The 25,669-nt window shown below is 65.1% G+C and carries 29 protein-coding genes; 11 read left to right on the forward strand and 18 right to left on the reverse strand.

Annotated features, from left to right (window positions below; genetic code table 11):
• Positions 1-39: 39 nt before the first annotated feature.
• The 3 genes from LX70_RS11500 to LX70_RS11510 all read right to left on the reverse strand — a co-directional run bounded on the left by LX70_RS11500 (position 40) and on the right by LX70_RS11510 (position 1,373).
• Positions 40-378 carry a hypothetical protein gene (locus tag LX70_RS11500; protein WP_105514903.1) on the reverse strand — a complete coding sequence of 113 codons (339 nt, stop codon included), beginning with the start codon at positions 376-378 and terminating at the stop codon, positions 40-42.
• Positions 375-866 (reverse strand): SAM-dependent methyltransferase, encoded by a 492-nt coding sequence (locus LX70_RS11505; protein WP_105514904.1) that lies wholly within the window; start codon positions 864-866, stop codon positions 375-377. Before LX70_RS11505 ends, LX70_RS11500 begins: the two co-directional genes overlap by 4 nt.
• Positions 867-1,010: 144 nt before the next feature.
• On the reverse strand, positions 1,011-1,373 hold the full coding sequence (locus LX70_RS11510; protein WP_105514905.1) for a hypothetical protein: 363 nt from the start codon (positions 1,371-1,373) through the stop codon (positions 1,011-1,013).
• A gap of 125 nt (positions 1,374-1,498) precedes the next feature.
• Here LX70_RS11510 and LX70_RS11515 point away from each other — a divergent pair, with 125 nt between their 5' ends.
• Genes LX70_RS11515 through LX70_RS11525 form a run of 3 tightly spaced genes read left to right on the forward strand, consistent with a single transcriptional unit; the run spans position 1,499 to position 4,235 of the window.
• On the forward strand, positions 1,499-2,179 hold the full coding sequence (locus LX70_RS11515) for a TetR/AcrR family transcriptional regulator (RefSeq protein WP_105514993.1): 681 nt from the start codon (positions 1,499-1,501) through the stop codon (positions 2,177-2,179).
• Positions 2,176-3,477: a phenylacetate--CoA ligase family protein gene (locus LX70_RS11520; protein ID WP_105514906.1), complete on the forward strand. Its 1,302-nt coding sequence runs from the start codon at positions 2,176-2,178 to the stop codon at positions 3,475-3,477. The genes LX70_RS11515 and LX70_RS11520 overlap by 4 nt, the downstream gene beginning before the upstream one ends.
• Positions 3,474-4,235 (forward strand): enoyl-CoA hydratase/isomerase family protein, encoded by a 762-nt coding sequence (locus LX70_RS11525; protein WP_105514907.1) that lies wholly within the window; start codon positions 3,474-3,476, stop codon positions 4,233-4,235. The genes LX70_RS11520 and LX70_RS11525 overlap by 4 nt, the downstream gene beginning before the upstream one ends.
• Before the next feature lie 353 nt (positions 4,236-4,588).
• On the opposite strand, the gene LX70_RS11530 is transcribed toward LX70_RS11525, so the two are convergent.
• Positions 4,589-6,556, reverse strand: coding sequence for a protein meaA (locus LX70_RS11530; RefSeq protein WP_105514908.1), 1,968 nt, complete (start codon positions 6,554-6,556; stop codon positions 4,589-4,591).
• Between the two features lie 135 nt (positions 6,557-6,691).
• Here LX70_RS11530 and LX70_RS11535 point away from each other — a divergent pair, with 135 nt between their 5' ends.
• From LX70_RS11535 to LX70_RS11565, 7 genes are all read left to right on the forward strand, one after another.
• A complete protein-coding gene (locus tag LX70_RS11535) occupies positions 6,692-8,101 on the forward strand; it encodes a 1-acyl-sn-glycerol-3-phosphate acyltransferase (protein ID WP_105514909.1) in 1,410 nt (469 codons plus the stop codon).
• A 128-nt stretch (positions 8,102-8,229) separates the two neighbouring features.
• A complete protein-coding gene (gene ccrA, locus LX70_RS11540) occupies positions 8,230-9,510 on the forward strand; it encodes a crotonyl-CoA carboxylase/reductase (protein WP_105514910.1) in 1,281 nt (426 codons plus the stop codon).
• Between the two features lie 214 nt (positions 9,511-9,724).
• Complete coding sequence (locus LX70_RS11545) at positions 9,725-9,940, forward strand: hypothetical protein (protein ID WP_105514911.1); 216 nt, start codon at positions 9,725-9,727, stop codon at positions 9,938-9,940.
• Between the two features lie 4 nt (positions 9,941-9,944).
• A complete protein-coding gene (locus tag LX70_RS11550) occupies positions 9,945-10,598 on the forward strand; it encodes a helix-turn-helix transcriptional regulator (protein ID WP_342747698.1) in 654 nt (217 codons plus the stop codon).
• Between the two features lie 63 nt (positions 10,599-10,661).
• Positions 10,662-11,294 (forward strand): acyl-homoserine-lactone synthase, encoded by a 633-nt coding sequence (locus tag LX70_RS11555; RefSeq protein WP_105514913.1) that lies wholly within the window; start codon positions 10,662-10,664, stop codon positions 11,292-11,294.
• 42 nt (positions 11,295-11,336) lie between these two features.
• Entirely contained in the window at positions 11,337-12,863 is a 1,527-nt protein-coding gene (locus tag LX70_RS11560; protein WP_105514914.1) for an ATP-dependent DNA helicase, read from the forward strand.
• A 66-nt stretch (positions 12,864-12,929) separates the two neighbouring features.
• Positions 12,930-13,166, forward strand: a complete 237-nt coding sequence (locus LX70_RS11565) for an Lrp/AsnC ligand binding domain-containing protein (RefSeq protein ID WP_105514915.1) — start codon at positions 12,930-12,932, stop codon at positions 13,164-13,166.
• Between the two features lie 94 nt (positions 13,167-13,260).
• Here the strand turns inward: LX70_RS11565 and LX70_RS11570 are convergent, their stop codons facing one another.
• From LX70_RS11570 to LX70_RS11630, 14 genes are all read right to left on the reverse strand, one after another.
• Complete coding sequence (locus LX70_RS11570; RefSeq protein ID WP_211301707.1) at positions 13,261-14,019, reverse strand: TIGR02186 family protein; 759 nt, start codon at positions 14,017-14,019, stop codon at positions 13,261-13,263.
• Entirely contained in the window at positions 14,019-14,942 is a 924-nt protein-coding gene (locus LX70_RS11575) for a sulfite exporter TauE/SafE family protein (RefSeq protein ID WP_105514916.1), read from the reverse strand. The genes LX70_RS11570 and LX70_RS11575 overlap by 1 nt, the downstream gene beginning before the upstream one ends.
• A gap of 159 nt (positions 14,943-15,101) precedes the next feature.
• Positions 15,102-16,070, reverse strand: a complete 969-nt coding sequence (locus LX70_RS11580) for an ABC transporter permease (RefSeq protein WP_105514917.1) — start codon at positions 16,068-16,070, stop codon at positions 15,102-15,104.
• On the reverse strand, positions 16,070-17,161 hold the full coding sequence (locus tag LX70_RS11585; RefSeq protein WP_105514918.1) for an ABC transporter permease: 1,092 nt from the start codon (positions 17,159-17,161) through the stop codon (positions 16,070-16,072). Before LX70_RS11585 ends, LX70_RS11580 begins: the two co-directional genes overlap by 1 nt.
• Positions 17,158-17,430: a hypothetical protein gene (locus tag LX70_RS20460; RefSeq protein WP_146111591.1), complete on the reverse strand. Its 273-nt coding sequence runs from the start codon at positions 17,428-17,430 to the stop codon at positions 17,158-17,160. Before LX70_RS20460 ends, LX70_RS11585 begins: the two co-directional genes overlap by 4 nt.
• Complete coding sequence (locus LX70_RS11590; protein WP_105514919.1) at positions 17,430-19,013, reverse strand: ABC transporter ATP-binding protein; 1,584 nt, start codon at positions 19,011-19,013, stop codon at positions 17,430-17,432. The genes LX70_RS20460 and LX70_RS11590 overlap by 1 nt, the downstream gene beginning before the upstream one ends.
• On the reverse strand, positions 19,014-20,009 hold the full coding sequence (locus LX70_RS11595; protein ID WP_105514995.1) for a BMP family lipoprotein: 996 nt from the start codon (positions 20,007-20,009) through the stop codon (positions 19,014-19,016).
• 151 nt (positions 20,010-20,160) lie between these two features.
• Entirely contained in the window at positions 20,161-20,604 is a 444-nt protein-coding gene (locus LX70_RS11600; protein ID WP_425430588.1) for a GNAT family N-acetyltransferase, read from the reverse strand.
• Complete coding sequence (gene tsaB / locus LX70_RS11605) at positions 20,601-21,278, reverse strand: tRNA (adenosine(37)-N6)-threonylcarbamoyltransferase complex dimerization subunit type 1 TsaB (protein WP_105514920.1); 678 nt, start codon at positions 21,276-21,278, stop codon at positions 20,601-20,603. Before tsaB ends, LX70_RS11600 begins: the two co-directional genes overlap by 4 nt.
• On the reverse strand, positions 21,268-21,828 hold the full coding sequence (locus LX70_RS11610) for a NifU family protein (protein ID WP_105514921.1): 561 nt from the start codon (positions 21,826-21,828) through the stop codon (positions 21,268-21,270). The genes tsaB and LX70_RS11610 overlap by 11 nt, the downstream gene beginning before the upstream one ends.
• A 67-nt stretch (positions 21,829-21,895) precedes the next feature.
• Positions 21,896-22,402, reverse strand: coding sequence for a DUF2867 domain-containing protein (locus LX70_RS11615; RefSeq protein ID WP_105514922.1), 507 nt, complete (start codon positions 22,400-22,402; stop codon positions 21,896-21,898).
• A gap of 9 nt (positions 22,403-22,411) precedes the next feature.
• On the reverse strand, positions 22,412-22,867 hold the full coding sequence (locus tag LX70_RS11620; RefSeq protein WP_105514997.1) for a universal stress protein: 456 nt from the start codon (positions 22,865-22,867) through the stop codon (positions 22,412-22,414).
• A 48-nt stretch (positions 22,868-22,915) separates the two neighbouring features.
• Positions 22,916-23,998 (reverse strand): hypothetical protein, encoded by a 1,083-nt coding sequence (locus LX70_RS11625; protein ID WP_105514923.1) that lies wholly within the window; start codon positions 23,996-23,998, stop codon positions 22,916-22,918.
• Positions 23,995-24,858: a branched-chain amino acid aminotransferase gene (locus tag LX70_RS11630; protein ID WP_105514924.1), complete on the reverse strand. Its 864-nt coding sequence runs from the start codon at positions 24,856-24,858 to the stop codon at positions 23,995-23,997. Before LX70_RS11630 ends, LX70_RS11625 begins: the two co-directional genes overlap by 4 nt.
• A 201-nt stretch (positions 24,859-25,059) precedes the next feature.
• Here LX70_RS11630 and LX70_RS11635 point away from each other — a divergent pair, with 201 nt between their 5' ends.
• On the forward strand, positions 25,060-25,659 hold the full coding sequence (locus LX70_RS11635; protein WP_105514925.1) for a sugar transferase: 600 nt from the start codon (positions 25,060-25,062) through the stop codon (positions 25,657-25,659).
• Positions 25,660-25,669 lie beyond the last annotated feature (10 nt).

Here is a 25,669-nt window from a genome sequence, read left to right on the forward strand (position 1 = left end):
GGGCGCACTGGCCCGGATTATGAGGCCCCTTGGGGCGGTTCAGATCAGGGAAAGACGGGCTGGCGGCGCCCGGTTCGGGGGCCAGAGCGTGTGGGTCGCCGAAGGTGGGGCGATTGCCCCCGATGGCGGCAGAAGGACAGCGCGGGGCGCGGGCAGGGCGCGCGGGGTGACGATGCGGGCGGGCAGGATCGCGGTGGCGACGATGGTGCAAAGCGGGCAATGCGCCGGGGTGGCGTCCTCCGGCCCCGGCGGGTCGCCGCAGAAACCGTCGAGGAAGGCGATGTCATAGCCATCCGCCGCGGGGCGCGCGACCTCCGCCGAGCCCGCCAGCGCCAGCGCGACGAAGAGGACGGCAAGGAAGAGGCGCCTGAGGATCACCGCGCTGTCCCCTCCGGCGGGATATCGACACCCGGCAGCCAGGGCTTGATGTCGAGGATTGGCGTGCCGTCGAAGGCGTCGATCGCGTCAAGCGTCAACACCCCGGCGCTGGCGTCGATGGCAACGATCCGCGTCACGGCCAGCGCAATCGGATTTGGCCGCGCGGGGGAGCGAAGGGCAAAGGTCCCGGCGGGATCAGGCCGGTGCGCGGGCGCCTGCACCAGAAGGTCGCGCCGCGCACCGTCCATCCAGTAAAGGACGATCACCGCGTCGCCTTCGGCCAGACCGGCCAGCGCAGGTCGCCATTCAGGGTCTATTTGGGCCGAAAACGCCCCGCCACGGTCCCGCGCCTGACGCAGGTTCCTGGGGCAGTCGCCCTTGCGCCAGGGGCTGCGCAGCCGCCCGATAAAGGTCAGCGTGGCATCGGCCCGGTCCGCAGGGGTCCAGGGGCGGGCAACCTCGCCGGGGCGGGGGGTGTCGGGTGGCATGGGTGTTTCTCCTTTCGGGCGCAGGGCCGTTTGGGAAGTGTGGAGAAGGGTGCGCGAAATGCCTTTGCCGGGGCAGGCCGCTGACGTTGCGGGGCCAGTGCCGGTCAGGGAAGGCTGGGGCCGCCCGCAAAGGGCGCCCGGCCATCAGGCGAGCGGTGGCGCGCGCAAGCCCCGCGCGGGGTCGCGGCGGAACGTTATGGCAGCGGGGTCTTCCTCCGCCGCAACCTCCGCCAGCAGACGCAGTTCCGCCGGGCGGACGGGGCCGGCGTTTTCCGGCAGCGCGATTGCCGAGACGATCTGGCAGGCCGGGCAGGGGCGATGGGTGACCGATCCGTCGCCGATATCGCCGCAGATGTCCGAAAGATCGCCCCCGGCCAGCACGAAAGCCTCGACCCGCGCATCCTCCGCCGACGGCATACGATGCCCGAACCCCACCGCGATCAACGCGAGGGCAAGGATCGTCGTCACGACGAAACCCAGCGAGCGGAGGCCATTGGTCTGCATCATCGCCACGATTCATGCCGCAAGCGAGAGGGCAGTTCAATAGGATGGGATGTCGCGCATATCGTCGTTGACAGGGGCGCCTCTCAGATTTTATGAAAATGACGTCAGTTTTATTTATGGAAGGAAAGATGACTCCCGCCCCCGCCCCCGCCCTGCCTGACCGTCCGGTCCGGTCCTTTCCGCAGTTCCTTGCTACCCAAAGCGAGGGCCGCCCAAAGGGCGAACGCACGCGCGCGCAGTTGCAGATTGCCGCCTGCGCCATCCTGCGCGACAGCGGGCCAGAGGGGCTGACCATCGCGGGCATCTGCGAGGGGGCGGGCGTTTCGAACGGGACGTTCTACATCTACTTCCCCGATCGCCATGTCCTGCTTGACACGCTGCTGACCGCGTTCGTTTCCTTCCTCCAACTGTCGATGCGGGGGGCGAGCGGGCGCGGGCTTCGCGATGCGCCCCGTGCGGCGACGCGCGCCTATCTTGACCTGTTCGCGCAGAACAGCGGCTTGATGCGCTGCCTCGTCCAGCCGCTTGACGGTTTCCCCGAGGCGCAGGCGGCGTTTCAGCGCCTGAACCGGGAATGGATCGACACCGTCGTCGCGTCGGTCGAACGGCGGCAGCGGCAGGAGGGCGGCGCCGACCCGATCCCCCGCGCCGAGCTGTTGCGCCGCGCCTATGCGCTGGGCGGGATGGTCGATCAGTATCTGTCCAACCTTTTGCTGTCGAAAGACCCTAACCTTGCGGAAATTTCGCAAGATCGCGAGGCGGTTCTGGACACGCTGTCATTGATCTGGGAACGAGGAATGTCGCGATGAGGACCGTCACCGGGGCCGAGAAACTTTCCACCGCGGACCTCGCGCCGCATATCGAGGCGGCGTGGCAGGCGCAGCGGGCGCATGTCGCCGCCTCGCCCTTTTACTGCGCGCTTTGGCAGGGGCGTACACCGCCCAAGGACCTGCGCGACCTGCCGGAGCTGCCGCTGTCGGACAAGTCGCAGCTGCGTCAGTCGCAGGCCGATCATCCGCCCTTTGGCGACTACCTTGCCACGCCGCGCGCCATGGCCAACCGCCTGCACCGGACATCCGGCACCACGGGTCAGGCGATGAACCTTGCCCTCTCTGCCCGCGATGCGCTGATCACGCAGGAGGTCGGCGGGCGGTGTCATCGCTCGGCCGGGCTGACGCCCGATCATGCGGTGGTGCATTGCCTGAACTATCAGATGTGGATGGGCGGGCTGACCGATCACATGACGCTTGAGGCGACGGGCGCGCTGGTCGTGCCTTTCGGCGTCGGGTCGACCGATCTTCTGATCCACACGATCCGCGAGGTGGGGATCACGGCGATCTCTTGCACGCCATCCTATCCGGCGGTGCTTGAGCGTGTGATCGCCCAGCATTTCCCCGGCCTGAAGCCGCGCGACCTTGGGCTGAAGCTTGGCCTTTTCGGGGGGGAGCCGGGGCTGGACGATCCGGCCTTCCGCGCAAGGTTGCGTGACACTTGGGGGATGGAGCCGCGCAACGCGAATTACGGTGTCTCGGACGTGTTTTCGAACTTCGGCGCCGAATGCCCACATGACACGCGGCTGCATTTCATGGCCGCCGACGTGCTGCACCCCGAACTGATCGACCCCGACAGCGGCGCGCCCATCGCGCTTGAGGCCGGGGCGAGCGGGGAGCTGGTGCTGACCCATCTGGTGCGCGATTGCCAGCCGTTGGTGCGATTCCGCACCGGCGATATCATCACGATTGGTGAGACCGCCCCCTGCGCCTGCGGCTGCACCGGATTTCGCTTTTCGGTCGTCGGGCGGTCGGACGATATGGTGGTTGTGCGCGGGCTGAACATGTTCCCGTCGATGGTCGCCGCGGTGCTGAACGAGATCCCCGAACTGTCGGGCGATTACCGCATCACGCTCGACACGCCGCCGCCTTACGACACGCTGCCGGTCCAGGCGGAACTGGCCGAGGGTGTCGCCGCGACGCCCGACCTGGTCCACAAGGTCGAGCGGGCGATCAAGGTCAAGCTGGGCGCCAGTGCGACCGTAAGCCTTTGTCCTGCCCATACTTTCCCGAGGACCGAGGGCAAGACGAAGCGCGTCATCCGGGGGCATCAATGACCGATTTTCGCTATGAAACCGTGCTGAGTACGCTTGGCGACAAAGGTGTGCACACCATCGCGCTCAACCGGCCCGAGAGCCTGAACGCCATGAACCGGCAGTTGATCGACGACGTCGCGCGGGCCTTTGACGATGCCAATGCGGACCCCGAAACGCGGGCCATTATCTTCACCGGAACCGGCAAGGCCTTTTGCGCCGGGGATGACCGCAAGGCCCATGTTCATCCTGCAAATGAAGACGAAGCGCGGGGTCTGGTGTTGGCGATTCAGCGGGCGACGGATGCCATCGTGATGGGGACCAAGCCGGTGGTTGGTGCCGTCAACGGCTGGGCCGTGGGCGGGGGGTTTGAGTGGGCGATCAACTGCGACTTTCCGATCTGGGCGGAAAGCGCGAAGGGGTTCTTCCCCGAGGTGTCGCTGAACCTGTTCGTGACCGGCGCCGTGACCTCGCTTCTGCCCGCGCTGGTCGGGCTGAACAAGGCGCGGGAGATGCTGATCTTCGGTGACCGCTACTCCGCGCGGGAGTTGGGGGAGATCGGGCTGGCCTGGAAAGTCGTTTCCGATGAAGCGCTTATGGCCGAGGCGACCGCGGTGGCGGAGCGGCTGGCGGCGCTGCCCACGCTGTCGCTTCGGGCGATGAAACGGGTGCTGAATCAGGCCGCCCTGCCCGACCTTCACCGCGCGCTTCAGCTTGAGACGGACGCCACGGTCGCGGGCTTTCTCGACCCTGAAACGACCCGGCGGCTGAAGGCGTTCTGAGGTTGCGGAAGGGTTAACGGACGCTATGCGTTCGTGCGCGGGATTAGTTTAGGATGCTGAAATCGTTGAGGAAAGTGCGTAGGGAGGGTGTGGGTTTTCCGTAGGGTTGCTGTAGGGTTTTTGTAGCTACGGGTGTGGGGGCGAATGTTCGTAGGGAAACCTTCCCGGTCACTTCCCCCGCCCGGAACCAAGACGCGTCCCGCGCCGCCGGGCATCGCCCGACCGCCCCGCCGGGCGGGCGATTCTCCACCGCCTCAACGCGAACAGCCGTTGGAGGTGGGCCTCACCATAAAGCGCTGCCAAATAACCCTTAGAACGCCCGCCCGCGGTCGGGCGATGCCCGGCTTCCGCCCCTACTCCGCCGCCTCCGCCTTGGGCTCGGCCAGGGCCACGATGTCGAACATGATCCGGTTCAGCTCGAAATCCTTCGGCGTATAGACGCGGGCGACGCCCATGCTGGCCAGCCGAGCCGCGTCCTCGTCGGGGATGATGCCGCCGACGACGACGGGGATGTGGGAAAGGCCGGCGCTGCGCATCCTCTCCATCAGCTCCTCGATCAGCGGCAGGTGGCTGCCCGACAGGATCGAAAGGCCGACGACATGGGCGTTCTGGTCCAGTGCCGCATCGACGATCTGTTCCGGCGTCAGGCGGATGCCCTCATAGGTGATGTCCATGCCGCAGTCGCGGGCGCGGGCGGCGATCTGTTCGGCGCCGTTGGAATGGCCGTCGAGGCCGGGCTTGCCGACAAGGAACTTGAGGCGGCGGCCGAGGCGGGTTGAGACGGCATCGACGGCGGCGCGAATCTCGTCCAGCCCCTCGGTCCGGTTCGACGGGCTTTTCGATACGCCCGTCGGGCCGCGGTATTCGCCGTGGACCTGGCGCATGACGCCCGCCCATTCGCCGGTGGTCACGCCGGCCTTGGCGCAAGCGATGGATGCGGGCATGACGTTGCGGCCCGCCCTGGCATCGGTGCGGAGCGTCGTCAGGGCGGCCTGAGCGGCGCCCTCATCCCGGCCCGCGCGCCAGTCGGTCAGGCGGGCGATCTGGTCCTGTTCGACCGCCGGGTCGACGGTCAGGATGGCGCCATCGCCCGAGGTGAGGGGCGAAGGTTCGGCCTCGGTCCAGCGGTTGACGCCGACGACGACGGTTTCGTTGGTCTCGATCCGGTTGAGGCGTTCGGAGTTGCTCTCCACCAGCCGGGCCTTCATGTAGTCGATGGCGGCAATGGCGCCGCCCATGCTGTCGAGCGTGGCAAGCTCGTCCCGCGCGCCGTCCTTCAGCGCCTCGACCTTGGCGGTAATGGCGGGGTTGCCGTCGAAGAGGTCGCCGTATTCCAGCAGGTCGGTCTCATAGGCCAGAATCTGCTGCATCCTCAGCGACCATTGCTGATCCCAGGGGCGGGGCAGGCCAAGCGCCTCGTTCCACGCGGGCAGTTGCACGGCGCGGGCGCGGGCGTTTTTCGACAGCGTGACGGCGAGCATTTCCAGAAGGATGCGGTAGACGTTGTTTTCCGGCTGCTGTTCGGTGAGGCCGAGGGAGTTGACCTGCACGCCGTAGCGGAAGCGGCGGAATTTCTCGTCCTCGATGCCGTAGCGGTCGCGGCAGATTTCGTCCCACAGCTCGGTGAAGGCGCGCATCTTGCACATCTCGGTGACAAAACGGATGCCCGCGTTGACGAAAAAGGAGATGCGGCCGACCATCTCGGGGAAGGCCTCGGTGGGTACCTTGGTCTTGAGGTCGTCCAACACCGCGATGCCGGTGGCGAGCGCGAAGGCAAGCTCCTGCTCCGGCGTCGCGCCTGCCTCTTGCAGGTGGTAGGAACAGACGTTCATCGGGTTCCATTTCGGCAGATGTTCCCGCGTGTAGGCGGCGACATCCGTGATCATGGCGAGGCTGGGCTTCGGCGGGCAGATATAGGTCCCGCGCGACAGGTATTCCTTCACCAGATCGTTCTGCACCGTGCCTTGCAGCTTCGAGATATCCGCGCCCTGCTCCTCGGCCACGGCGATGTAAAGCGACAGGAGCCAGGGGGCCGTCGCGTTGATCGTCATAGAGGTGTTCATCTGTTCCAGCGGGATCTGGTCGAAAAGCGCGCGCATGTCGCCCAGATGGCAGACGGGCACACCGACCTTGCCGACCTCTCCCTTGGCGCGGGGATCATCGCTGTCATAGCCGGTCTGGGTCGGCAGGTCGAAGGCGACGGAAAGGCCGGTCTGCCCCTTGGCGAGGTTGCCGCGATACAGGGCGTTCGACTTTTCGGCGGTGGAATGGCCCGCATAGGTGCGGAACAGCCAGGGCCTGTCTTTCTGCGCCGTGGACATGGGGCCTCCTTGAATCAAGCTTGAAACTTTATTTCGCAATCGCAGAGATAAGGGACATTTCCTGACCTTGTCAATTCGCTGCGTCGCGGCATCACGGGATTTACCGCCGGGCGGGAAACTGTCAACGTCGCGTCGATGTTTCAGCCGGTGACGATCCCGCTTTGGCTTTTCGTGCTGATCCTGCTTTTCGCCGGGATCGCCTTTCTGTCGCATTTCCTGTTCCCCTCGGTCCGGTGGTTCTTTCGCAGGCGGATGGAACGGGTGGTGGCGCGGCTGAACGCGCGGCTTGAGCGGCCGATCCAGCCCTTCAAGCTGATGCGGCGGCCCGACATGATCGTGCGGCTGGTTCATGACCCGGAGGTCGCGAAGGTCATCGCCGATGAGGCGGCGGCGAGCGGGGAGCCGGAGAGCGTGCTTCAGGAACGCGCGCGGCGTTATGCGCGCGAGATCGTGCCGGCCTTTTCCGCTACGGTCTATTTCGGCATCGCGGTGCGGGCGGCGAAGTGGTTGTCGCGGCTGATCTACGACGTTCGGATCGACCGGCCGGGGGCGGCTGTCGAAGCCGGGATCGACAAGGGCGCGACGGTGGTCTTCGTGATGAACCATCGGTCGAACATGGATTATGTGCTGGTCACGCATCTGGTCTCGACCCGCTCGGCGCTATCCTATGCGGTCGGCGAATGGGCGCGGGTCTGGCCGCTTTCGTGGCTGATCCGGGCGTCGGGGGCCTATTTCATCCATCGCAGACGAAGCAATCCGCTCTACCGCCGCATCCTGTCGCGTTATGTTCAGATGGCGACGGAAGAGGGCGTGACGCAGGCGATCTTTCCCGAAGGCGGGCTGAGCCTGACGGGGGAGGTGGGCGCGGCGCGGCTGGGTATCCTGTCCTATCTGGTGGGCGCCTGGCACCCCGGCGGGCGCGACGTGGTCTTCGTGCCGGTGGCGCTGGGCTATGACCGGGTGCTTGAGGACCGGGTGCTGGTCGCGGCGCATAAGGAAGGGACGCGGCGGTTCCGTGCCTCTCTCTGGTCGATTGCGAAGTTCGTCGGGCGGCAGGTCAAGCGGGCGCTTGGCGGGCGGTTTCACAAGTTCGGTGGTGCCTCGGTCAGTTTCGGTACGCCGGTGTCGCTGGCGGCGTTCATGGAGGCGCCGCATGCCGATCCGGTCGCCGATCTGGGGGCGGCGTTGATGGAGCGTATCCGGCGCAATGTGCCGGTCCTGCCGGTGCCGCTTCTGGCGGCGGCTTTCGAGGGCGAAGGGGCCGTGGCGCGCGCGGAACTGATCCGGCGGGCGGAGGCGTTGGTCGCGCGCCTTGGCGATGTCGGCGCGCGCCCCGACCTTCCGCCGGGCGGTGCGGCGGCGGCGGTCGGGGCCGCGATCCGGCTGCTGGCGCTGCGCAAGGTGGTGTTCGAGGAGGGCGACGAGGTCCGCGTCAACCCGGTGGAGCGTGACCTGATCGGCTTCTACGCTGCCCCGGTCCGGCAGCATCTTGCTGCGGATGCGGCATCAGATCGGGCGGAAATGCCCGGATACATGGCAGATTGACGTCGGGTGAGACATAAAATTACAAAATCATACCGTCAGGATATTGCAATATTGCTTTGCCGATCATATTCCATGCCTTGAGGCCGCGTTGATTCTGCGATGCGGCGAGCGACTTCAGGAGACGCCAGATGGCCTTGGATGTGAAGACCGAGATCGCGCCCTATGACGCGCCGGAAAAGGACCTTTACGAGATCGGTGAAATGCCGCCTCTCGGTTATGTTCCGAAGACCATGTACGCCTGGGCCATCCGCAAGGAGCGTCATGGCGAGCCCGACAGCGCGATGCAGGTCGAGGTCGTGGAAACGCCCGAGATCGACAGCCATGAGGTGCTGGTTCTCGTCATGGCCGCGGGCGTCAACTATAACGGCGTCTGGGCCGCGCTTGGCATTCCGATCAGCCCGTTCGACGGCCACAAGGCGCCCTATCATATCGCCGGTTCCGATGCCTCTGGGATCGTCTGGAAGGTCGGCGACAAGGTGAAGCGCTGGAAGGTGGGCGATGAGGTCGTCATCCACTGCAACCAGGACGACGGCGACGACGAGGAATGCAACGGCGGCGATCCGATGTTTTCCCCCAGCCAGCGGATCTGGGGCTATGAGACGCCGGACGGCTCTTTCGCGCAGTTCACCCGCGTGCAGGCACAGCAGCTCATGCACCGGCCAAAGCACCTGACCTGGGAGGAAAGCGCCTGCTACACGCTGACGCTGGCCACCGCGTATCGGATGCTTTTCGGTCACCGGCCGCATATCCTCAAGCCCGGCGACAACGTGCTGGTCTGGGGGGCGTCGGGCGGTCTGGGGTCCTATGCGATCCAGCTTATCAACGCGGCCGGGGCCAACGCGATTGGCGTGATCTCGGAAGAGGACAAGCGCCAGTTTGTCATGGATCTGGGCGCGAAGGGCGTCATCAACCGCAAGGAGTTCAATTGCTGGGGCCAGATGCCGACGGTCAACACGCCGGAATATGCCGCCTGGTTCAAGGAGGCGCGCAAGTTCGGCGCCGCGATCTGGGAGATCACCGGCAAGGGCAACAACGTCGACATGGTGTTCGAACATCCGGGCGAGGCGACCTTTCCGGTGTCGGTCTTCGTGGTGAAGCGCGGCGGCATGGTGGTGATCTGTGCGGGCACCACGGGCTATAACCTGACCTTCGACGTGCGCTACCTCTGGATGCACCAGAAGCGCGTGCAGGGCAGCCACTTCGCCAACCTGAAACAGGCGGCGGCGGCCAACAAGCTGATGCTTGAACGCAGGCTTGACCCCTGCATGTCCGAGGTCTTTCCCTGGGCCGAAATCCCGGCCGCGCATATGAAGATGCGCCGGAATGAGCATAAGCCGGGCAACATGGCGGTGCTGGTGCAGGCCCCGCGCACGGGCCTGCGCACCTTCGAGGACGCGCTTGAGGGTTGAAAGCCCGGTTGACCTAAGGTCAGATTTTGCGAAAACCCCGCCCGGCGAAGGCCGCGGCGGGGTTTTGTACTTCTTGTCTTTCAAGTAAAATCAATAGGTTGCAACATGACGTTCCCGTCATTTTCGGTGGGTTGCTTTATTGTTCTCCTGCGCAGAGCATTTACAGGCTGGGGTTGAAAGGGCGTGCCACATACCGCTTTGAGAGCGAGCGAAAATGCAATATACTTGGATACTGGATGTGCTGACGGACCTGCGGACCTTTGCGATGGCCAACGGGTTGCCCGCACTGGCCGAGCAGCTGGACGACACATCGCTTGTTGCCGCGACGGAAATAGCGCAGACCATCGCCGAAGCACCGGGAGGGGCGGGGCTTAATGCAAACGAAGCTGCCTGGCTTCATTTCGGAGCTACAGCAGGCGACAACGCTTGAGTCTTTGCAACCCGTTATCGTCGGGTTGCGCAATCTGCTTGATATCGAGCATGTGGTTTACCATTCGGTCAACTCGACCGGGCAGCAATATGCCGTCCTGACCTATTCCTCCGACTGGGTGAACCGCTATCTGACCGAGGATTACGCCCGGATCGACCCCGTGGTTCAGGGCTGCTTTCGCCGCTTTCACCCGGTCAACTGGAAGACGCTCGACTGGTCGGGGCGTTCCACCCGCAATTTCTTTGGCGAGGCGATCGACGCGGGCGTCGGCAACCAGGGCTATTCGGTGCCGATCCGGGGGCCGAACGGGCAATTCGCGCTGTTCACCGTGTCGCACCGTGCCGGTGACGATACATGGGCGCGTTTCACCGCCGAGCGGATGGCGGACCTGATCCTGATCGCGCATTTCATCAACCAGAAGGCGCTTGAGATCGAGGGCGGGCGCGACATCAACGCGATGAAATCGCTCAGCCCGCGTGAGGTCGATGTGCTGACCATGCTGGCGATGGGGCTGAACCGGGCGCAGGCGGCCGACAGCCTTGCCATCTCTGAACATACATTCCGCACCTATGTGGAAAGCGCCCGTTTCAAGCTGGGCGCCAATAACACGACGCAGGCCGTCGCGCGCGCCGTGTCCGAGGGCCTTGTGCTGATCTGAGGCCCGGAAGGAACTGATTAACCAAGCTTCGCTATGCCCGATCCATCATCGATGGAGGGCAGAATGCTTCTATTTCTCAAAGCCGATCAGCTTCGCGACATGCCGAGGCTGTGCGAAAGCATGTATTCCGACCGCGCGCGGCAGTTCCGCGACCGGCTTGGCTGGACGGTGGATGTGGACGGACAGGGCTGGGAGAGGGACGAATATGACGATCTCAACCCCGTCTATGTGATCTGGCAGAAGCCGGACGGATTGCATGGCGGCTCCATGCGGTTTCTGCCGACGATGGGGAGGACGATGGTCAACGAACATTTCTCCGCCCTCAGCGGCGGGCGGCTTTACCACCATCAGAAGCTTTGGGAATGCACGCGCTTTTGCCTTAGCGACGGGGCGGCGCCCAATGTCTCCGCCGCGCTGATGCTGGGGGGCGCGCAGCTTGGTGTCGGGCTGGACCTGGCCCGCGCCGTGGGGGTCTTTGACGCGCGGATGGTGCGCATCTACCGGCTTCTGGGCTGGCAGCCGGTGGTGCTGGGTACGACCGGCGACGGGGCCGAGGCGATCAGCGTCGGGATGTGGGAGTTTTCCGAGGAAATCCGGCAGCGCATGGCGAAGAAGGCAGGCATCGCGCCAGAGATGGCGCAGCACTGGTTCGACGTCGCACGGGACGGGCTGCGGGTGCTGCCGGTCGCGGGGTAATCGCGCTGGCATCTTGCCGGGGGCGCGGATACGGTCGCGCGCATGACCGCAACCTTGCGCTTTTCCGACGATCAGGCCGTCGCCTGGGATCGCATCGCCGAGATTCTCGGCGGTGCGGGGGTCGATCTGTTGAATGCGGAACTGCGCCCCGACGCGCCGGGCGGGCCAAGCGTTCTGGCGGTCGTGGGCAAGGCCGGTTCGGGCAAGACGATGCTGCTGGCGCAGCTGACCAAGGCCCTGGATGAGGCCGGGGTAGAGACGGTTTCGGGCGATTACGAGGGCAAGAAACGCAAGGACCGGCGGACGCTGGCCATTCTTGCGCCAACCAACAAGGCGGCGAGCGTGTTGCGCGGGCGCGGGGTGCCTGCGACGACGATCCACCGCATCCTTTACACGCCGGTCTATGACCCGGAATACGAAAAGATCGCCGAATGGCTGGCCGGCAGCGGCGAGAGGCCGAAGATCGAGGGGCTGACGGACCTTGCGCTGGACCGGGCCAAGGCGTTCTACGATCAGGTCAAATCCATCCCCGGCGCGCTGGCCGCTGCGGGGTTGCGGGGGTCGGATTTCATCCGCGGCTGGAAGCGGCGGGAAGATCCGCTGGATATCGGTTTTGTCGATGAGGCGTCGATGCTGGACGAACGCCAGATGGACGACCTGAAAGAGATCTTTCCGACGCTGATCCTGTTCGGCGATCCGGCGCAGCTGGCGCCTGTGGGGCAGTCGGGGGAGATGGTGTTCGACCGGATGCCCGACAGCCGCAAGGTGGTGCTGCACCGCATTCACCGGCAGGCGGAGGATAACCCGATCCTTGACCTCGCCCATGCGCTGGGCGACCCCGACATCCGCTTCGAGGATTTCGAGAAGCTGGTGGGGGAGGCCGCGCGGCGTGACGACCGCGTCATCTGGGCGGAGCGGGTGGATTCCGACATGATGGCGCGATCCCCGGTGTTGGTCTGGCGCAACCAGACCCGTATCCGCCTGATCCATGCCTTCCGTGCCGCGCACGGGGCGCCCGCGGACAACCTGCTGCCGGGGGAGCCGCTGCTTTGCGACGGGATCGAACTGCCGCTGAAGCACCGCAAGCGGCGGATCGACCTTGAGGCCAAGGGCCTGATCAAGGGGGCGCAGGTCATCTATCTGGGGCCGGGGTCGAAGACCGGCTTTTCGCGCGTCCATATCGTCGGCGCGGAGGAACCGCAGGTGGGCGTCGCCTCGATCATCAAGATCGAGATGCCGGATGAAGAGGAACCCTTTATCCCCTTCGCCGCCCATATGGGGGCCGCGTTCCTGCATGGCGCGGCGGTGACGATCCACAAGGCGCAAGGTTCGCAATGGGAAGACGTGCAGGTCTTCGCGCCCGATCTTTTCGTCGCGGCGCGGACCGGGCGGACCGAGGCCGGAACCCAGCTTTGGAAGCGGCTTGCCTATGTCGCGATCACGCGGGCGCAGAGCCGGTTGCACTGGATCGTGCGCAACCGTCTGGCCCGTCCGCAGGGGCCGCTGACCACCGCCGACCTGCCGGGCGGTCCGGCGCCGCTGGCCTTGCAGGCCGAGGGCGAGGGGTGACATGTTTCGCCTTGGCGGCGGGGGGCGAATGCCGATAGGTTGGGCCGAAACCGCCGGAGAACCCCCATGCGCTGCGTCTTTGTCCAGTTCCGTTGCCACCCCGGCCAGACCTACGGGGTCGCCGATGCGATCTATGACCGCGAGGTCGTGTCAGAGCTTTATTCGACCTCGGGCGAATATGACCTGATGGCCAAGGTCTATGTCCCCGAGGATGCCGATGTCGGCCATTGGCTGAACGAAAAACTCTTCGACATTCCAGGCATCAGCCGGACCCTGACGACGATGACCTTCCGGGCGTTTTAAGCGTTATAGCATTTCGGGTTTACACTGAATCAGAATTCGAACGTATTTCGTTCGAATTCTGATACTTACTTTCTCAACGGAAACCCGAAACGCTTTAGCTGCGGATCAGCCGGAAGACGGCCGAGGCGGCCCAGCCCGCGAAGGAGGCCAGCACCAGCGCCAGGATCGCGTAGATCGTCGCCTGTTCCCGCGCCAGGTCGTAAAGCCAGCGTTCCAGCCCGACCTTGCGCACGTCGATGACCGTTTCGTCGCTGGCGATCACGGACCTGTCCCGCATCAGGAAGATGCGGGTGCGGTAGGCGCCCTCGATCAGGTTCGCGGGCAGGTCGATCTGGGTACTGAAGAGCGTTTCGGCCTTTAGCGTGACCGCGCCTTCATGGATGGCGTAAAGCCCGTCCTTCTCGCGCAGGCGGATCAGGGCGTCGGTGAAGGCGGCGGAATCCGAGATATAGTTTGGCGCGCCGACAGAGCGGATCATCTGCCGGGGGGAGATGCTGTGGCGCAGATCCTCGGTCTGGTAGAGGATCTTGTCGAGCGGGCCGGTCGTCTCGACGGCGTAGAAGCTGGGCGCGCGGTCGATTTCCACGCTGGCGGTGTTGACCCAGATCCCGGCCTCACGCGACTTGCGGCGGACGGTCACGGGTTCGGACGGGCCTTCGACGGTGATGATAACGTCAAGCCCCGTCGCCGGGATCGGCTGTTCCCGTTTCACCGCGCCGTAGATCAGGATGTCGGACCCGTCGAAATTCGCGGTGATCGAGACGCTGTCATTGCTGAGGCCTGACACGACCTCTTCCTGCGCGGTGGCGGGCGGGGCGAGGAGAAGGGCGGCAAGAAGGGCGAGGCGGCGCATCAGAACCTCCCCACCGGGCTGAGGGAGTAAAGCTCCGCCGGTTGGAGGAGGAGGTCGAGCGCGAGTTTGCCGCAGACGATCAGCACCATCAGCGCCAGCAGGATACGCATCTGTTCGGCCTTGAGCCGTGTGCCAAGCCGGGCGCCGATCTGCGCGCCAAGCACACCGCCGACGATCAAGAGAAGCGCCAGCATCAGGTCGACAGACTTGTTCGTCACCGCATGCATGTAGGTGGTGAAGCCGCTGACGAAGATGATCTGAAACAGCGATGTCCCGATCACCACCTTGGTCGGCATCCCCAGCAGATAGATCATCACCGGGATCATGATAAAGCCGCCGCCGACGCCGGTGATGGCGGCGAGAACGCCGACGAACATGCCCGAGACAAGCGGCGGGATGACGCTGATGTAAAGGCCCGAGGTGCGGAACTTCATCTTGAAGGGCAGCTTGTGGATCCAGTTGTGCTGGTGGCGCTTGATATGGGCGACCGGCCCCTTCTTGCGCGCCCTGTTCACGGCGCGGATGCCTTCCTGAAGCATCAGAAGGCCGATGAAGCCCAAGAGAACGACATAGGTCAGCTGCACGATCAGGTCGATCTGGCCAAGGCGGGAGAGAAGGTTGAAGACCCAGATCCCGAGGGCGGATCCGATCAGACCACCACCCAGCAGCACGGTCCCCATGCGCAGATCGACCGTCTTGCGTTTGAGATGCGTCAGAACGCCCGAGATGGAAGAGGCGACGACCTGGTTCGCGCCGGTCGCGACGGCGACGCTGGGCGGGATGCCGATGAAGAAGAGAAGCGGGGTGATGAGGAAACCGCCGCCGACGCCAAAGAGGCCGGACAACACGCCAACGATCCCGCCGATCCCGAAAAGAAGGTAGGCATTGACCGATACTTCGGCGATGGGCAGGTAGATCTGCATCGGGTAGGCGCAATCCGCAGAAGATACTGCTGGTGCATACCACTCATGCACCGCCGGAAACGTCAAGTCAAACGGGCTTGTGTCGCGTTCTTAGGCCAGATTGTGTGGCTGTATAGGTCCAGACGGTGCGGGTGCAGCATCGGCGGGCGGCTTCCTGCGTCAGCGTTCCTTCACATAAGGCTCGCCCCCGGCGCGCGGCGGGATGGCGCGGCCGACGAACCCGGCAAGGACGACCACGGTCAGGATATAGGGCATCGCGTCCAGCGCCGGGACCGGGATCGAGAAGTGGAAGAGGCGCGTGATGACGTCGGGGCGCAGTGCGAGGGCCTGGAAAAAGCCGAAGAGCAGCGTCGCCATCAGCGCGTACCACGGCCGCCATTTCGCGAAGATCAGCGCGGCCAGCGCGATATAGCCGCGCCCCGCCGTCATTTCCTTGCCAAAGCCCGCCTGAAGACCGGCGGCCATATAGGCGCCCGCAAGGCCGCAGAGGATGCCGGTGATGGCGACGGCGGCAAAGCGCAGGCGGATGACCGAAACGCCCGCGGTATCGACCGAGGCCGGGTTTTCCCCCACCGCGCGCAGCCTGAGGCCAAAGCGGGTGCGGAAAAGCGCCCACCATGTCAGCGGTACGCAGAGCAGGCCGATATAGACAAGGATCGTGTGGCCCGACAGGACCTCGGCATAGAAGGGGCCGATGATCGGGATCGCATGGGCGCTTTCGGCGAAGGGCAGCTCGATCGGGTTGAAGCGGGCATCGCCGCTAAGGGGCGGGGTGCGGCCACCCTGACGGAACAGGGATTGCGCGGCCAGAACCGTGATGCCCGAGGCGATGAAGTTCAGCGCGACGCCGGAGATGAGCTGGTTGCCCCGGAAGGTGATCGAGGCAAGCCCGTGGATCGCGGCCAGCACCATCGACCCGGCGATCCCCGCCAGAACGCCAACCCAAACCGAGCCGGAGAGATAGGCCGCCGCGCCGGTACACATCGCGGCCATCAGCATCTTGCCTTCCAGCCCGATGTCGAAAATGCCGGAGCGTTCGGAGAACAGCCCGGCAAGGCAGGCCAGCAGCAGGGGCGTTGCCAGCCGCAGGGTGGAATCGAGGATCTGGAGAAGCGTCGCGTAATCCATCACGCCACCCCCAGCGGACGCGGCCGGAAGAACTGGCCGAGGAACATGCGCACCATGTGATCGAGCGCGCCGGTGAAAAGGATCACAAGGCCCTGAACAACCGTCCGAAGCTCGATCGGGATCGAGGTCCAGAGGCCAAGCTCGGCCCCGCCCTGATAGAGAAAGCCGAAAAGGATCGCGGCGAGGAAGACGCCGATGGGGTGGTTCCGGCCCATCAGCGCGACGGCGATACCGATGAAACCCGCCCCTTCGGCGGAGTTCTGCACCAGACGCCCGCTTTCGCCCATGACGTTGTTGATCGACATCAGCCCGGCCAGCGCGCCGGAGATCAGCATCGCGTACATCGTGACCCGGAAGGGTGAGATCCCGGCATATTTCGCCGCAGGCTCCGACCGGCCGAAGGCGCGGATTTCGTAGCCTAGCCGGGTGCGCCAGAGCAGGATCCAGATCAGCCAGCAGGCGAAGAGCGCGACGAACAGGCTCACATTCGCGGGAACCTGCTTGGTGAAGATCAGGTTGAAGCCGGGGATTTCGTGCAGCGTCGGCAGATGGGTACCTGCGGGGAAGCGGGCGGTGGCCGGGTCCATCTGGCCCACGGGCTTCAGCACGCTGACCAGCATGTAGATGATAAGGGCGGCGGCGATGTAGTTGAACATGATCGTCGTGATGACGATATGGCTGCCGCGCCGGGCCTGAAGATAGGCGGGGATCGCCGCCCAGGCCGCGCCGAAGAGCGCCCCGCCGATCATCGCGGCAGGCAGCGCCAGCGTCCAGTGCGGCCAGGGCAGGGCAAGGCAGACCAGCGCCACGCCCAGCCCGCCAAGCTGCGCCTGCCCCTCGCCGCCGATGTTGAAAAGGCTCGCATGGAAGGCCACCGTGACGGCAAGCCCGGTGAAGATGAAGCTGGTTGCGTAATAAAGCGTATAGCCCCAGCCATAGGCCGACCCGACCGCGCCATCGACCATGGTCTTCAGCGCCTGCCACGGGCTTTCGCCGATGGCCCAGATGACGATGGCGGAAATCGCACCCGCCAGCAGAAGGCTGATCAGCGGAACGAGAACGACATCGGCCCAGCGTGGCAGTTGGGTCATGCAGTGCCTCCACCCTTCATCAAAAGCGACCGAATCTCTTTTGTCCGTCGCTCAGCCACCGCCGCCAACAAATCCGTAAGTTCTTTGATGCTTAGCTCAAGTGTTCCTTCGTAGTTACCCAAACCGTTGTCGTTTCTTACATTCTTCACTGAGATAGTGATCGTTGATAATTCAGTCTGAATACTGACTGTATCTAGTGGCTCATCCCAGAGTTCAAATTCTGCGGTGTTCTTTGCATTTCTGATTTTGGCATAGCGGGTAAACTTCATCACGCGCCCTCCCCGCCGACGCCTGCCATCAGAAGGCCTAGCGCGCGTTCGTCTGTGTCCTCGGGCATGCGTTCGCCCATGATGCGGCCGTCGAACATGACCGCGATACGGTCCGACAGGCTCATGATCTCGGCCAGTTCGACGCTGACCAGAAGCACGGCCTTGCCCGCGTCGCGCAGTTCCACGATCCGCTTGTGAATGAACTCGATCGCGCCGATATCCACGCCCCGCGTCGGCTGGCCGACAAGGAGAAGGTCGGGATTGCGCTCGATTTCCCGCGCGAGGATGATCTTTTGCTGGTTGCCGCCAGAGAAGTTCTTGGCCGCCAGCGTCGGGATCGGGGGGCGGACGTCGAAACGTTCCATCTTGCCCTGGCTGTCTTCAAGGATCGCGGCGTTGTTCATCAGAAGGGCGTTCTTCTGATAGGCCGGGTCGTTGTGATAGCCGAAGGCCATGTTCTCCCACGCGGTGAAGTCCATGATCATGCCAAGGTGCTGGCGATCCTCCGGCACATGGGCGATGCCTCTGGCGCGGCGCGATTGCCCGTCGGAATGGCGGCCGGTGAGGTCAAGGTCCTTGCCGTTCAGCCGGATCGACCCGGTCGCGGGCATGATGCCGCCAAGGACGGCGAGAAGCTCGGACTGACCGTTCCCGGCGACACCGGCGATGCCGAAGATCTCCCCCTCGCGGATGGTGAAGGAGATGCCCTTGACCCGCTCCACCTTGTCCTCGTCCACGACGCGGAGGTTTTCGACCTCAAGGATGACGCGGCCGGGATTGGCGGGGCCTTTGGGGACGTTCAGCAGGACCTTGCGCCCGACCATCAGTTCGGCCAGCTGCTCCGGGTCGGTTTCGGCGGTTTTGACGGTTGCCGTCATCTCGCCGCGCCGCATGACAGAGACCGTATCGGTGATCTCCATGATCTCGCGCAGCTTGTGGGTGATGAGGATGATGGTTTTGCCCTGCTCCTTCAGCCCGCGCAGGATGCGGAAGAGGTGATCGGCCTCATCCGGCGTCAGGACGCCCGTGGGTTCGTCGAGGATCAGGATATCGGCGTGGCGGTATAGCGCCTTGAGGATTTCGACCCGCTGCTGGTGGCCGACGCTGAGTTCCTCGATCACCTCGTCGGGGTCGACGTCAAGGCCGTATTCCTTTGCCAGTTCCTTCAGGACCCGCCGCGCCTTGGCAAGCGAGGGGCGCAGAAGCGCGCCATCCTCGGCGCCGAGGATCACGTTTTCGAGGACGGTGAAATTCTGCACCAGCTTGAAATGCTGGAAGACCATGCCGATCCCGGCGCGGATTGCCGCCTGGCTGTCGGGGATATCGGTCTTTTGTCCGTTGATGAAGATCTCACCCGCATCGGCCTTGTAGAAGCCGTAAAGGATCGACATCAGCGTGGATTTGCCCGCGCCGTTTTCGCCGATGATGCCGTGGATCGTGCCGGGCATGACCCGGATGGAAATGTCCTTGTTGGCCTGAACCGGCCCGAACGCCTTGGAGACCCCCCGCAGTTCGATGGCGGGGGCCTTGCCCTCAGGGGCGGCAGTGTCCTGCCGCCCCGAAGTCGTTCCCGTCGCCGCCATTTAGAAGGTCAGGGCGGGGCAGGTTTCGTCGGACATGTAGTCGTGGACGGTGATCTCACCCGCCTCGATCTTGGCTTTCGCCTCATCGACGGCGGCCTGCATCTCGGGCGTCACGAGGGCCTTGTTGTTGTCGTCAAGCGCGTAGTCCACACCGCCGGCCTTGAGGTCCATGACATTGATGCCGGTGGTCATGTCGGGACCTTCCGAGAATGCCTCATAGACGGAGTTGTCGACGCGTTTGACCATCGAGGTCAGGACCTGACCGGGATGCAGGTAGTTCTGGTTGCTGTCGACGCCGATCGACAGGATGCCTTCGTCGGCGGCGGCCTGAAGCACGCCGATGCCGGTCCCCCCGGCGGCGGCATAGATCACGTCGGCGCCCTGCGATTTCTGCGCCTTGGCCAGTTCCGCGCCCTTGACCGGGTCGTTCCAGGCGGCGGGCGTGGTGCCGGTCATGTTGGCGACAATGGTCGCATCGGGATTGGCGGCCTTCACACCCTCGGCATAGCCGCAGGCGAATTTGCGGATCAGCGGAATGTCCATGCCGCCGATGAAGCCGACGGTGCCGGTTTTCGAGGCCATCGCGGCCATCATGCCGACGAGGTAGGACCCCTGCTCTTCGGTGAAGACCACCGATTTCACGTTCGGCTGATCGACGACCATGTCGATGATCGCGAATTTCGTGTCGGGGAAGTCGGGCGCGACCTTGTTCAGGACGTCACCGAAGGCAAAGCCGGTCATCACGACCGGGTTCGCGCCGGTTTCGGCCAGCCGCCGCAGCGCCTGTTCGCGCTGGGCCTCGGACTGCATCTCAAGCTCCTTGTAGGAGCCGCCGGTCTCGGCCTTCCACTTTTCGGCGCCGTTGAAGGCGGCTTCGTTGAAGGATTTGTCGAACTTGCCGCCGAGGTCGTAGATGATCGCCGGATCGGCAAGCGCCGCGCCGGAGGTAAGCGCCAGCGTCGCGGCCGCGCCGAGGAATGTGTGCATCAGTGTCATGGATCGCTCCCAGTTGTCGTCCGTGGACATCCGCATTCCCGAGTCTCCCGAAGGGGGACTGTCCTGCGCGGATCGTCACAGATTAGGGCCAATGCGCGCTGGCCGGTCAATAGCAATCTGGCTTGACGCAGGGTGTTTCTTGACTGGGTGGTCAGGTTTTTGGCGAATTGGCGGGCAGTGCGCGGCACAGGACCAGTGCATCGACCGGCGCGCCCGGTCCGTCGGTGTAGTAGCGCGGCCTGCGGCCGGTCTCGGCGAAGCCATGGCGGCGGTAAAGCGCCAGCGCGGCGGTGTTGTCTGCGGCGACTTCAAGAAACGCCGTTACGGCGCCCCTCGCCCGCGCTTCGGCCGTGAAGGCGGCGACGAGGCGGGCGCCGATGCCGCCCCGGCGCCGGTCGGGGGCGACGGCGAGGGTCAGCAACTCTGCCTCATCCGCGACGGTGCGGCCGATGAGGAACCCGCCCGGCTCGGTCAGAAGGAAGGCGCCGAGACCGTCGAGAAGGGCGCGCAGTTCCGGGGCGCTCCACGGGCGGGGGTTCATGAAGCTTGCCGCATGGATCGCGGCAAGCGTGGGCAGGTCCGGCGCGCCGGTCACGGCAGGATTGCCGGGGCTGCGTCGCGCATCGGCGCGGCGTCTGCCGGGCGGACGTAAAGCGGCGCGGGCCGGGGGCAGGGCTGCGCCCGCCGGTCAACGGCGATTTCCGCGATGAGAAGGCCGAGGGTGTCGGGCGTCACGGCGCGCTCCAACGCGGGCAGCGCCGATCCCGTCAGGGTGGCGAGGCGGGCCGTGTCATGGCCGATGATCCGGTGGCCCGTGAGGTCGCCAAGTTCCGGGGGCAGCATCCCCCCCATCACCTCGGGCGCGCCTGCTGCCGCGCCCTTTTCATGGCGTTGCAGGTAAAGCTGGTCGCGTGGCGCAGGCAGTGACAGAAGAAGCGGGCCGTCCCCTTGCCCCCGCGCGAGGACGTCAAAGGATGATACTCCGATGGCCGGTACGCCAAGCGACAGGGCCAGCCCCCGCGCGGCGCTGACCGCGATGCGGATGCCGGTGAAGTTGCCCGGCCCGATGCCGACGCCGATGGCGGCAAGATCGCGCCAGCTCAGCCCCTGATCGGCCAGCAATTCCTCAAGCATCGGGAACAGGTGTTCGGCCTGCCCCTTCTGCATCGGTGCCGCCCGTTTCGCGGCGATGCGCCCGGCCAGAAACAGACCGGCCGCGCAATGCGCGGCCGATGTGTCGAAGCCAAGGACCGGCGCGTCAGGCGGCAACGGGGCGCACCTCGGTCACTTCGGGGATGTAGTGCCGCAGCAGGTTTTCGATCCCCATCTTCAGCGTCAGGGTCGAGGACGGGCAGCCCGCGCAGGCGCCCTGCATATGCAGGTAGACGACGCCACGGTCGAAGCCGTGGAAGGTGATGTCGCCGCCGTCCTGCGCCACGGCGGGGCGCACGCGGGTGTCGAGCAGTTCCTTGATCTGGCGGACGATATCCTCATCCGGGCCGTCATGGGCGGCATGGCCCGAGGGCGCCTGTTCGCCTTCGATCACCGGGGCGCCCGACTGGAAATGTTCCATGATCGCGCCGAGAAGGGCGGGCTTGATATGTTCCCACAGTACCGCGTCGGCCTTGGTCACGGTCACGAAATCGGTGCCGAGGAAGACGCCGGTCACGCCGTCCACGCCGAAGATGCGCGTGGCGAGCGGCGATTTGGCGGCCGTTTCCGCCGAGGTGAAGTCCGCCGTTCCGGCGTCCAGCACGGTCTGGCCGGGCAGGAATTTCAGCGTGGCGGGGTTGGGCGTCGATTCGGTCTGGATGAACATCTGAAGTCTCCGACTATTCAGGTCGGATATGCGCCCGGACCCCCCGGAAGTCAAGTTTGGAACGGTTCTAAATCGTCTCTTCCGCCGCCAGTTGCCGCGCCAGCCGCCGGTTCATCAGGGTGACGATCACCCGATGCGCGGGCGCGACGGGGATCATGTAGAGACGGCCAAGCCAGTTGTGGTTGTGGACCGAGGCGGTAATGGTCAGCCGCCGGTTCGCCGTCAGCACCGAGATCAGGACATCGAGGTGGCGATCCCGCACGATCAGGACCATCTCTTCATCGTCGATCCGTTCTATGGTGAAGAAGTCCAGCATGTCGCCGGGTTTCGGCGTCGCGGTCCGCTTTGTCGTCAGACCGCCGATCGGACGAATGCCCGCAAGACCCGCCAGCCGGTCGCGCAGCCGGAAGGCGAGTTTCAGGCCGGGCAGGCCGGTGGCCATCATCCGGTCCCAGATATCCAGCGGCGTGAAGGCGCGCGGCAGGTCCAGCGAGCGCACGTCAAGGTAGTGGACGTCCGACAATGGCCCGATCAGGGTCGCGCCGTCGCGGAGGGGTTCGCTTTTGCAGGACATGGCGTGGTCTCAGGTGATGGCCTCAAGCCGTTCCTTCGACATCTCGCCCGGAACGATGGTGATCGGGATCGGCAGGGTGCCGGAATTGCGGGTCATCTGCGTCACCAGCGGCCCTGGCCCCGACTTGTCGGTCCCGGCGCCAAGGACAAGCACCCCGATCTGCGCATCCTCGCGGATCTGGTCGAGGATCTCGTTCACCGGCTCGCCCTCGCGGATGACGAGTTCGGGTTCGATCCCCTGCCGGTCGCGCATCCATTTGGCGAAAACCTCGAAATGGGCCACGATCCGCTCGCGCGCCTCCTGCCGCATGATGTCGGCGACGCCGATCCAGTGCTGGAACTCCTCCGGCGGGATGACGGAAAGGATCTGGACCCCCGCGCCGGTATGCGCGGCCCTGAGCGCGGCAAAGCGCATCGCGTTCAGGCATTCGCGGCTGTCATCGAGGACGACGAGAAACTTGCGCATCGGGGGCTCCATTATCGCGGCGGCGCGATCATGGCCGCTTGCACCGGATTAGGCAACGGTGCCGCGTGGTCTGCGACGCCGGGGTTCGCGCGCTAGGCGGCGCAGCGTCATGCGCAAAAATCCGGCCAGCATTCCGACAGTCTGGGCAAGGACCAAGGCCACAAGACCGATCGCCGCCGCCGCCAGATCTGATACGCGCAGCAAAAGCCGAAACGCATCCCGGCCAAGGACCTTCATCACCTTCCGAGTATCCTTACCGGCCACGTCCGAAACCCGTGCGATCCTGCCAAGGTCTTCGACCGTGTCCGCATGTTGCATGAGATCCAGCGTCTCACCGACCGAGGTGTTGTCGGCGATACGCCCGACATCCTTTGCGGCGGCCGTCAGGCGCGCCATCCTCACGCCGTCCACGGCGGACTCGAGCGGCGCTTTCCGGCTCAGAACGGCCGGAATACGGTTCCACTGGATCAGCTCGCGTACCATATCCCATAGAGCGTCCACCATTCGCGCGGAAAGGGCGCGCGTCTTGCGTCCGACGCGCAGGAAGGTCGCCCCCGCCTTGGCAACGGCGCTTTCCCCGCCGGTCACGATCACCAGCCCCGACGCGGCGAGGCCGACCAAGGCGAGGCCTGCGTCGAGCGTGTCCACTTCATCGCCGTTCACCGCCGCCACTGCCGCGCGTCCCAGCGCCGTCACGTCTCCGACGGGCGACATCTCAACAGGGATGGCGCAGGCCCCGATCAGCGTCAGACTGCTACATTGCGTGATGTCAAAGGCGCAGATGGCGCAGTCTTTCGCGGTTGCAAGCTTGCCTTCGTGGGCCGCGACGACGTCTTCTGCTTCTGCGATCAGGGCGCCGGGAAGTAAGACGTGATGTTCTTTCGCGAGGTCGAGATAAAGGGTGATGTCGTCCGGCCGATCATTCCGGGTGGCATCTGCCAGGCGGGGTATCAGCCAGTCCGCCGTGACTGTCCGGGTCATTGCCACCTGGAACGCCACGCGCGCCTCCGCGGCGCTGCGTTCGACAAGCGGTTGTGCGAACGGGTGCCGCGCAAGGATATAGCCGGTCAGGGCCCAGCTTCCGAGCATCCAAAGGAGCAAGGTGAACCGTGCGATGCGGCGCAGCGTCATTGCCCCGAATGCGCCCAGTCCATGTAAAGCGACCGGATGCGTCTTGTCACCGGGCCATGGGCATATTTCGTGTCGTCGAAGGCGGTGACGGGGGTCACCTTCGACATGTTGCCGGACAGGAAGACCTCATCCGCGGCGCGGAAATCGTCGAAGGTCAGCACGGTTTCGTGGACCGGAACGCCCTCGGCCCGCAGGTTGGCGATGTGGCGGGCGCGGGTGATGCCGGACAGGAAGGTGCCGTTGGCGATGGGGGTAAAGACCTCTGCGTCGCGGACCATGAAGACGTTGGCGGTGGCCGATTCGGCCACGTTGCCCATGGCATCGGCGACAAGGGCATTGCCAAAGCCCTTGCTGCGCGCCTCGGCCAGCATCCGGGCGTTGTTGGGGTAAAGGCAACCGGCCTTGGCATTGGTGACCGCGCAGTCAAGGACCGGGCGGCGGAAGCGCGTGGTGGTCAGCGTCGTGGTGGCGGTTTCGTCCGCCATCGGGATCTCCTCAAGGCAGAGCGCAAAGCCGGTGGCGCCGGGGCGCGGGACGATGCCGGATATGTCGCCATCCAGCGCCCAGAACATCGGCCGGATATAGACGGCGGCCCCGGCGTTGTAGCGCCGCAGCCCGTCGCGGGCGATGGCGGCGATTTCCTCCCCCGTCAGGGTCGGGTCGATCATCAGCGCCCGCGCCGACCGCACGACGCGCGCGCAATGCGCGTCGAGATCGGGGGTGACGCCGTCGAACTGCCGGGCGCCGTCGAAGACCGTGGTGCCAAGCCAGCTGCCATGATCGGCGGCGCGCATGATCGGCACGTCGCCGTCATGCCAGGTGCCGTCGAAATAGGTGCGAATGTTCTGCCCCGTCGCCATCTGCGATCCTCCCTGCCTGCGCGGCATTAAAGTCCCCGTGGCCGGGAGAGGCAAGGCGGGTGCGGCAATCTATCTGGCCCGGACCGGGGCGGGGTGGTAGGTCAGCGTCATGGGACCAGGGCAACACGATCACATTCCGGGGAAGGCGACGGCAGGCCGCCATCGTCACGGCCCCGGTGCCGCAAAGACGGTCGGGTTCCCGTGACGCCGGGCAAGCGCCTTTTCGATATCGTGCTGGCCCTTCTGGTTCTGCCTGCGGTCGCCCTTGCCATGGTCGTGATCGGCGCGCTGATCCTGATCCTGGACGGCCGCCCGGTCTTCTACGTCTCCGAGCGGATGCGTGACCCGGTGACGCCCTTCCGGTTGTGGAAGTTCCGCACCATGCGGGCCGATCCGGCCGACCATGGCGCCACCGGCGGCCACAAGGCCGACAGGCTGACCCGCTGCGCCCCCTTCCTGCGCAGCACCCACCTGGATGAGCTGCCGCAGCTTTTCAACATCCTGCGCGGCGACATGAGCTTTGTTGGTCCCCGCGCGCCGCTTCGGGTCTATGTTGAGGCCGCGCCGGACCTTTACGCCCGTGTCCTGAAGTCGCGCCCCGGCCTTACCGGGCTTGCCACGCTGGTCTACCGGCATGAGGAGGCGCGGCTTCTGGCCGACAGCCGCACCGCCGAGGAGACCGAGGCGATCTATCGCCGCCGCTGCGTGCCGCGCAAGGCGCGACTCGACCTGATCTATCAGCGCAACAGGTCGATCTGCCTCGATCTCTGGATAATCCTGCGCACCGTCCTTCATCGTTGATTAACCATGA

The sequence above is a fragment of the Albidovulum denitrificans genome (assembly GCF_002973535.1).
Taxonomy (GTDB): Bacteria; Pseudomonadota; Alphaproteobacteria; order Rhodobacterales; family Rhodobacteraceae; genus Albidovulum; species Albidovulum denitrificans.

Bases quoted from the DNA above. Each gene is read 5' to 3' on its own strand.
- LX70_RS11580 (WP_105514917.1), bottom strand. From the start codon at position 16,070: ATGGATTACGCGACGCTTCTCCAGATCCTCGATTCCACCCTGCGGCTG.
- LX70_RS11595 (WP_105514995.1), bottom strand. From the start codon at position 20,009: ATGACACTGATGCACACATTCCTCGGCGCGGCCGCGACGCTGGCGCTT.
- LX70_RS11575 (WP_105514916.1), bottom strand. From the start codon at position 14,942: ATGCAGATCTACCTGCCCATCGCCGAAGTATCGGTCAATGCCTACCTT.
- LX70_RS11590 (WP_105514919.1), bottom strand. From the start codon at position 19,013: ATGGCGGCGACGGGAACGACTTCGGGGCGGCAGGACACTGCCGCCCCT.
- LX70_RS11510 (WP_105514905.1), bottom strand. From the start codon at position 1,373: ATGATGCAGACCAATGGCCTCCGCTCGCTGGGTTTCGTCGTGACGACG.
- LX70_RS20460 (WP_146111591.1), bottom strand. From the start codon at position 17,430: ATGAAGTTTACCCGCTATGCCAAAATCAGAAATGCAAAGAACACCGCA.
- LX70_RS11630 (WP_105514924.1), bottom strand. From the start codon at position 24,858: ATGGCGACGGGGCAGAACATTCGCACCTATTTCGACGGCACCTGGCAT.
- LX70_RS11570 (WP_211301707.1), bottom strand. From the start codon at position 14,019: ATGCGCCGCCTCGCCCTTCTTGCCGCCCTTCTCCTCGCCCCGCCCGCC.
- LX70_RS11515 (WP_105514993.1), top strand. From the start codon at position 1,499: ATGACTCCCGCCCCCGCCCCCGCCCTGCCTGACCGTCCGGTCCGGTCC.
- LX70_RS11615 (WP_105514922.1), bottom strand. From the start codon at position 22,402: ATGTCCTGCAAAAGCGAACCCCTCCGCGACGGCGCGACCCTGATCGGG.
- LX70_RS11525 (WP_105514907.1), top strand. From the start codon at position 3,474: ATGACCGATTTTCGCTATGAAACCGTGCTGAGTACGCTTGGCGACAAA.
- LX70_RS11625 (WP_105514923.1), bottom strand. From the start codon at position 23,998: ATGACGCTGCGCCGCATCGCACGGTTCACCTTGCTCCTTTGGATGCTC.
- LX70_RS11560 (WP_105514914.1), top strand. From the start codon at position 11,337: ATGACCGCAACCTTGCGCTTTTCCGACGATCAGGCCGTCGCCTGGGAT.
- LX70_RS11545 (WP_105514911.1), top strand. From the start codon at position 9,725: ATGCAATATACTTGGATACTGGATGTGCTGACGGACCTGCGGACCTTT.
- LX70_RS11530 (WP_105514908.1), bottom strand. From the start codon at position 6,556: ATGTCCACGGCGCAGAAAGACAGGCCCTGGCTGTTCCGCACCTATGCG.
- LX70_RS11505 (WP_105514904.1), bottom strand. From the start codon at position 866: ATGCCACCCGACACCCCCCGCCCCGGCGAGGTTGCCCGCCCCTGGACC.
- LX70_RS11565 (WP_105514915.1), top strand. From the start codon at position 12,930: ATGCGCTGCGTCTTTGTCCAGTTCCGTTGCCACCCCGGCCAGACCTAC.
- LX70_RS11585 (WP_105514918.1), bottom strand. From the start codon at position 17,161: ATGACCCAACTGCCACGCTGGGCCGATGTCGTTCTCGTTCCGCTGATC.
- LX70_RS11610 (WP_105514921.1), bottom strand. From the start codon at position 21,828: ATGTTCATCCAGACCGAATCGACGCCCAACCCCGCCACGCTGAAATTC.
- LX70_RS11520 (WP_105514906.1), top strand. From the start codon at position 2,176: ATGAGGACCGTCACCGGGGCCGAGAAACTTTCCACCGCGGACCTCGCG.
- ccrA (WP_105514910.1), top strand. From the start codon at position 8,230: ATGGCCTTGGATGTGAAGACCGAGATCGCGCCCTATGACGCGCCGGAA.
- LX70_RS11620 (WP_105514997.1), bottom strand. From the start codon at position 22,867: ATGCGCAAGTTTCTCGTCGTCCTCGATGACAGCCGCGAATGCCTGAAC.
- LX70_RS11535 (WP_105514909.1), top strand. From the start codon at position 6,692: ATGTTTCAGCCGGTGACGATCCCGCTTTGGCTTTTCGTGCTGATCCTG.
- LX70_RS11555 (WP_105514913.1), top strand. From the start codon at position 10,662: ATGCTTCTATTTCTCAAAGCCGATCAGCTTCGCGACATGCCGAGGCTG.